The organism is Cellulosimicrobium cellulans (assembly GCF_042723955.1).
Lineage (GTDB): Bacteria > Actinomycetota > Actinomycetes > Actinomycetales > Cellulomonadaceae > Cellulosimicrobium > Cellulosimicrobium cellulans_H.
Map to the genome: position 1 here is coordinate 23,505 of NZ_JBHXIC010000059.1, position 5,419 is coordinate 28,923.

6 protein-coding genes are annotated in these 5,419 nt (G+C 76.5%); 5 read left to right on the top strand and 1 reads right to left on the bottom strand.

The features are described 5' to 3' along the window. Positions 1-282 precede the first annotated feature (282 nt). The 3 genes from ACFWH7_RS15115 to ACFWH7_RS15125 are packed head-to-tail and all read left to right on the top strand — an operon-like array spanning position 283 to position 2,370. The gene (locus tag ACFWH7_RS15115) at positions 283-882 is read left to right on the top strand and encodes a TetR/AcrR family transcriptional regulator (protein ID WP_378217408.1); all 600 of its coding nucleotides are present in this window, start codon (positions 283-285) and stop codon (positions 880-882) included. Continuing rightward, positions 875-1,612: an ABC transporter ATP-binding protein gene (locus tag ACFWH7_RS15120; protein ID WP_378217410.1), complete on the top strand. Its 738-nt coding sequence runs from the start codon at positions 875-877 to the stop codon at positions 1,610-1,612. The genes ACFWH7_RS15115 and ACFWH7_RS15120 overlap by 8 nt, the downstream gene beginning before the upstream one ends. After that, complete coding sequence (locus tag ACFWH7_RS15125; protein ID WP_378217412.1) at positions 1,609-2,370, top strand: ABC transporter permease; 762 nt, start codon at positions 1,609-1,611, stop codon at positions 2,368-2,370. The genes ACFWH7_RS15120 and ACFWH7_RS15125 overlap by 4 nt, the downstream gene beginning before the upstream one ends. Before the next feature lie 69 nt (positions 2,371-2,439). Here the strand turns inward: ACFWH7_RS15125 and ACFWH7_RS15130 are convergent, their stop codons facing one another. Next, positions 2,440-3,021, bottom strand: coding sequence for a M15 family metallopeptidase (locus tag ACFWH7_RS15130; RefSeq protein ID WP_378217414.1), 582 nt, complete (start codon positions 3,019-3,021; stop codon positions 2,440-2,442). A 197-nt stretch (positions 3,022-3,218) separates the two neighbouring features. Between ACFWH7_RS15130 and ACFWH7_RS15135 the strand changes: the two genes are divergently transcribed. Together ACFWH7_RS15135 and ACFWH7_RS15140 are read left to right on the top strand one after the other, a co-directional pair. Further along, positions 3,219-4,442: a sensor histidine kinase gene (locus ACFWH7_RS15135; protein ID WP_378217416.1), complete on the top strand. Its 1,224-nt coding sequence runs from the start codon at positions 3,219-3,221 to the stop codon at positions 4,440-4,442. Next, entirely contained in the window at positions 4,439-5,182 is a 744-nt protein-coding gene (locus ACFWH7_RS15140) for a response regulator (RefSeq protein ID WP_378217418.1), read from the top strand. Before ACFWH7_RS15135 ends, ACFWH7_RS15140 begins: the two co-directional genes overlap by 4 nt. The last annotated feature ends 237 nt before the right edge of the window (positions 5,183-5,419 follow it).

Here is a 5,419-nt window from a genome sequence, read left to right on the forward strand (position 1 = left end):
CGTCTGTGCCAACCTACCGGCACTCACCCTCGGCGCCGCGCTCCTGAGCGTCCTCGCCCTCGCGGTGTTCCGCCCAGGGTAACACGCCAACACCTGCGCGGGCACGGTACGGCGCGCCACGGCGCCGGCGCCCCGCAGGTTCCTCGTTCCTGCGGGGCGTCGCCGATCGTGCGGCATCCGTCGCGGACGCCACCGCCCTGCCCGGCACGGCACGGCCCGGCAGGCTCCCGACTCCGACTGACCGCCTTGGCACGATCAATGTTAGTGACTAACATAGATGAGATGAGCTCGATGCACAGCGTGCCGGCAGGCTCGCGCCGAGAGCGGACGCGAGCCGCGTTGATCGCGTGCGCGCTGGACCTGTTCGAGCGTCAGGGTTACGAGGCGACGCCGGTCGCGCAGGTCGCGGAGGCCGCCGGCGTCACCGAGATGACGTTCTTCCGCCACTTCCCCGCGAAGGAGCGAGTGCTGCTCGACGACCCCTACGACCCCGTGCTCGTCGAGGCGGTCGCCGCACGTCCACGCACGGAGGCCCCGTTGGAGCGCACCGTGGCGGCCCTGCGGACCGCCTGGGGCGAGATCCCGGCCGGCGCCCGCGACGTCGTCCGCCGGCGGACCCGGATCGTGGCTCGCACGCCCGCGCTGCGCGGCGCGGTCGGGCTCAACAACCTGCGCACGGAGGACGCGGTCGTGGCCCGGCTCGTGGCGGACGGGTGCGATCCGCTCGAGGCGCGCGCCGCCGTCGGGGCGACCCTCGCCGCGCTCACGGCCGCTCTGCTGCACTGGGCGGACTCCGAGGACGAGGATCTGGGCGCGGTCGTCGACCGCGCGCTCGGCGTGCTCGTGCCGGCCCCGTCCGGGTCGAGGAGTCGTCGTGCGTAGGGCGCCGGCACCGGTGCTGCGCGCCGTCGACCTGTCCCGCTCGTTCGGCGACGTCGTCGCGGTCCACGGGATCAGCCTCGACGTCCGTCCCGGTGAGGTGCGCGCACTCGTCGGCCTCAACGGCGCGGGCAAGTCCACGCTCCTGCGGCTCCTCGTCGGCCTGCTGCGGCCCGGCTCCGGGCGGGCCGAGCTGTGGGGCGCACCAGCCTGGGGCGCGCCCGCGGAGGTGCGCGCCCGCGTCGGCTTCGTCGGTTCCGGCCACGCCTACGAAGAGCTGACCGTCCGTGAGAACCTGCGCACCGCGGCACGACTGCACGGCTGCGCCCCCGCGGACGCCCGACGACGAACAGACGCGCTCCTCGCCTCGCTCGCGCTCGATCGCTGGGCCGACCGCCGGGTACGCACCCTCTCGGACGGCAACCGGCGCCGTCTCGAGCTCGCCTGCGCGCTCGTGCACGACGCCGACCTGCTCGTCCTCGACGAACCGACGAACGCCCTCGACCCGGCGGGCGTCCTCGAGGTCCGCGAGAACTTGTTGCGGCGCGCCGCGGACGGGACCGCGGTCCTCGTGTCGAGCCACCACCTCGACGAGATGGCCCGCATCGCCACGTCGATCGACGTCGTCCACGACGGACGCGTCGTCGGACGGCTGCCGCCGGGCGGCACCGACCTCGAGCGCCAGTTCTTCTCCACCGTGCACGCAGCGGCGACCGGGCGTGATGCCGGGTGAACGCCGCGCTGGAGGCAGAGGTGCTCAAGCTCGCGCGCTCGACCGTCGCCCACGTCGCGACAGGCACGCTCGTGCTCGTCGTCCCGCTGCTGGCCGTCGGTCTCGTCGCGGCCGCGGAACGCGGTGGCGACAGCACCCTCGCGCTCAAGGTCCGGCCCATGGTCCCGGGCAGCGGCTGGGACGCCGTCACCGGGACGACCGGTCAGGTGCTGACCGTCGCGATGCTCCTCGCGGCCGGCTTCGTCGTGAGCTGGACGTTCGGCCGTGAGCTCACCCGGGGCACGGTCGAACCGCTGCTCACCGCCCTCCCGTCCCGGGCCGCCGTCGTGTCGGCCAAGCTCGTCGTCGTCACGGCGTGGGCCGTCGCCTCGAGCGTCGCCGGTGTGAGCGTCGCCGTCCTCGCGGGGCTCGCGATCTCGCCCGGCACCGGGTCCCCCTGGCCCGGGGCGACGCGCGCCGTCGTCGGCGGGCTCCTTGCCGCCCTGCTCGCCCTCCCGTGCGCGCTCGTCGCGACCTGGGGCCGCGACGCGCTGGCCGGGGTGGGTGCCGTGCTCGGGCTCATGGTCGTGGCCCAGATCGTCACGGTGGTCGGCGTCGGCGCCTGGTTCCCCTGGGCCGCGCCGGGCCTCTGGCTCGGGATGGGCGGTCCCGCCGTCCATGTGACCTGGTGGCAGCTCGCGGCCGCCCCCGCGGTCGGCGCCGCCAGCTGGGTCGCGACCGCGTCGTGGTGGCGCCGCGCCGAGCTCGTCAGCCGCTGAGCTCGGCCTCGGGCACGTTCGAGGGCCGTCCTCGACACGGATCTGCGCGCGCCGCGTCGCGCACGGCGGTCACCCCCAGCCGTGGGACGCGTCGTCGTGCATCGGCGGGCACGTGCCGCCGGGCTCGGTCGCGGCCTCGAAGTGCCAGAGCTCGTTCGCGTACGTGCGGCACAGGCCGAACGCCGCGCCGTGCTGCTCGAGCCACAGCGCGCCGTCCGTCGGCCCGACGTCGATCGCGAGCCCCGCGACGTGCTCGGACGACTCGGGCGGGAGCACCCACCGGTGCGCCTCCTCGGCCGAGCCGTAGCGCTCCAGCGCGGCGTCGACGAGCCCCTGCTGCTCGGCCGCCGTGCGCCACCCGGACGTGAGGGTCAGCTCGACCCCGTCGGCGTCCGCCGCGGCGCGCGCCGCGTCGAAGCGCCGCTCGAGCTCCGGGTCGAGCCCGGTCGCGGTCTGCGGGCGCAGCGTGGGCGCCGGGTCGGCGACGGCACCGCCGTCGCGCGTCGTCACGGTGAGGTACGTGAGCGCCCCCACCCCGCCGAGCACTCCGACGACGAGGACGCCGACCACGGCGCGGGCGACGCGTCGGGGACCGGGACGACCCGGGACGTGGCGGGCGGGGCGGGCGGGACGCAGGGGTGTCGTGGTCATGCTTCGAGGCTCGCCCGCCGCGACCCGTCGTCGCATCGACCCGACGGCGACTCCTCGGCCCCGCCGTCCGGCGCACGGGCGCGCCACGGGGTCCGTCCCCGGCCCGACGCCGTTCCGCCCCAGGGCGGAGGGCCCCCGGCTCGTCCTCCGACCCCGGACGGTGCCGCGCGGGCCCGGGCCCCGGCTACCGTGGTCGCGTGCCCCAGCTCACCCGTCTGCCCGTGTGGGCGCAGGACCTCGTGACCGCGCTCGCCGCGGGCCTCGTCTGGTTCGCGGTCATCACGGTGATGGAGAGCGGTGACTACTGGTACCCCCGCCACCCCGAGTCGTACCGCGTGGCGGGGCTGTGGATCGTCCTGACCCTCGCCCTGCGCCGGGTCGTTCCGGGGCCGCTCTTCTGGGCGACGGCGATGCTCTACCCTCTCGCCCTGCCGTGGACCATGCAGACGCCGTTCGAGCTCCTCCCGCTCCTGGTCGCAGGGTTCGCCGCGACCCGCTCGGGCGCCGTCCCGTGGGCGCTCGCCGGCCTCGCGGGCGGCCTCTCGGCCTTCGCGACGCAGCTCTGGGAGCGCCCGCACCTGACGTTCCCCCCGGCTCCCTTCTACCCACGATGGATCGGGCTCGCCCAGTCGCCGTCGGACGTGCTGCTCGCCCTCGCGCTCGTCCTGGGCGCGGTCGCGGCCGGCTACTTCTTCCGTCGCCTCGCGCTGACGTCCGAGCGGCTGCGCGAGCGCAACGCCGAGCTCCAGGCGTTGCAGGCGGAGCTGGCCGAGCGCGCGGTGCTCGCCGAGCGCACCCGCATCGCGCGCGAGCTGCACGACGTCGTCGCGCACCACATGTCCGCGATCGTCGTGCGGGCGCAGGCCGCGGACCGCGTCGCGGCGAACCAGCCCGAGGCTCCCGCCGAGGCCGTGCGCTGGATCAGCGACGAGGGCAAGCAGGCGTTGACCGCGATGCGCTCGGTCGTGCAGGTGCTGCGCCGCGGCACCGAGGCCGACGGCGGGACGGCGGCGCTCGCACCCACGCCGGACGGCACCCGCGCGCCCGACGAGCTCCGCGCGGCCGCGCGCCGACTGCGCGACGCGGGCCGCGACGTCGACCTCACGCTCCCCCGCCCGTGGCCGACGACGAGCGCCGAGACCGGCCTCGCCGTCGTCCGCATCGCCCAGGAGGCCCTGACCAACGTGCTGCTCCACTCGCTCGCCCGCGACGTCACGGTGACGCTGACCGACGACGCCCCCGACCTGCGCCTGCGCGTCCACGACCCGGGCCCTCCCCTGCCGAGCACCGAGGGGCGCCAGGGGCACGGGCTGACCTCCATGCGCGAGCGCGCGCTCGCCGCCGGCGGCGAGCTGGCCGCCGGGCCGGACGGGCGCGGCGGCTGGACCGTCGAGGCGCGCATCCCCCGGGAAGCGGCGTGAGCGCGACGCCGCCCGCCACGACCGGGGCCGACGGCGCGCTCCCACCCGTGCGCGTCGTCGTCGTGGACGACCAGTCGACGATCCGGCTCGGCCTGCGCATGATCCTCGACAACGAGCCGGACGTGACCGTCGTCGGCGAGGCCGGGGACGGCGAGACCGCGGTGGCGATGGCACGCGCGCTACGCCCCGACGTCGTGCTCATGGACGTGCGCATGCCGCGGCTCGACGGCATCGAGGCGACCGCGCGCATCGTCGCCGACCCCGACCTCGCCGACGTGCGCACCCTCGTGCTCACGACGTTCGACGACGACGAGTACGTGTACGGCGCGCTGCGCGCCGGGGCCGCGGGGTTCCTCCTCAAGGACGCGGACCCGCAGGCGCTCGTCGACGCGGTGCACCGCGTCCGCGCGGGTGACTCGCTGCTCGACCCGGCCGTGACCGGCCGCATCATCTCGACCTACGTCGAGCTCGCGCGGCAGGCGCCGCTCGGGCCCGACGCCGCGGAGACCGGCGCGCCCGTGACCGGGCTGGACGCCGCGACGCCCCGCGAGCGCGAGGTGCTGCTCGCCGTCGCGCGCGGGCTGTCGAACCGCGAGATCGGCGCGGAGCTGCACCTCACCGAGGCGACCGTGAAGAGCCACGTGCGCTCGCTGCTCACCAAGGTCGGGCTGACCAACCGCGTGCAGCTCGTGATCCTCGCCTACGAGGCCGGGCTCGTGCGGCCGGGGGCACGCGACTGACGCCGCTGCGACGCACGCAGGACGCACGGAGCCCGACGGCGGAAGGGGACTCGCGCCGTCGGGCTCCGGGTTTCGTGGGGTCGGTCGTGTCGCTGGTCGCGTCAGCCGGCCGCCACGCTCTCGGCAGGCGGGGTCGCCGCCTGCTGGTCCTCGGCGCGGGGGGGGCGCGGGGGGGGGCGCCGGGCGCCCCCCCCGCACCAGCCGCCGCGGCCCCCGCGGGGGGCCCGGGCGGGGTGG

Coding starts and splice junctions, on each gene's coding strand:
- ACFWH7_RS15115 (WP_378217408.1), top strand. CDS start 283: ATGAGCTCGATGCACAGCGTGCCGGCAGGCTCGCGCCGAGAGCGGACG.
- ACFWH7_RS15130 (WP_378217414.1), bottom strand. CDS start 3,021: ATGACCACGACACCCCTGCGTCCCGCCCGCCCCGCCCGCCACGTCCCG.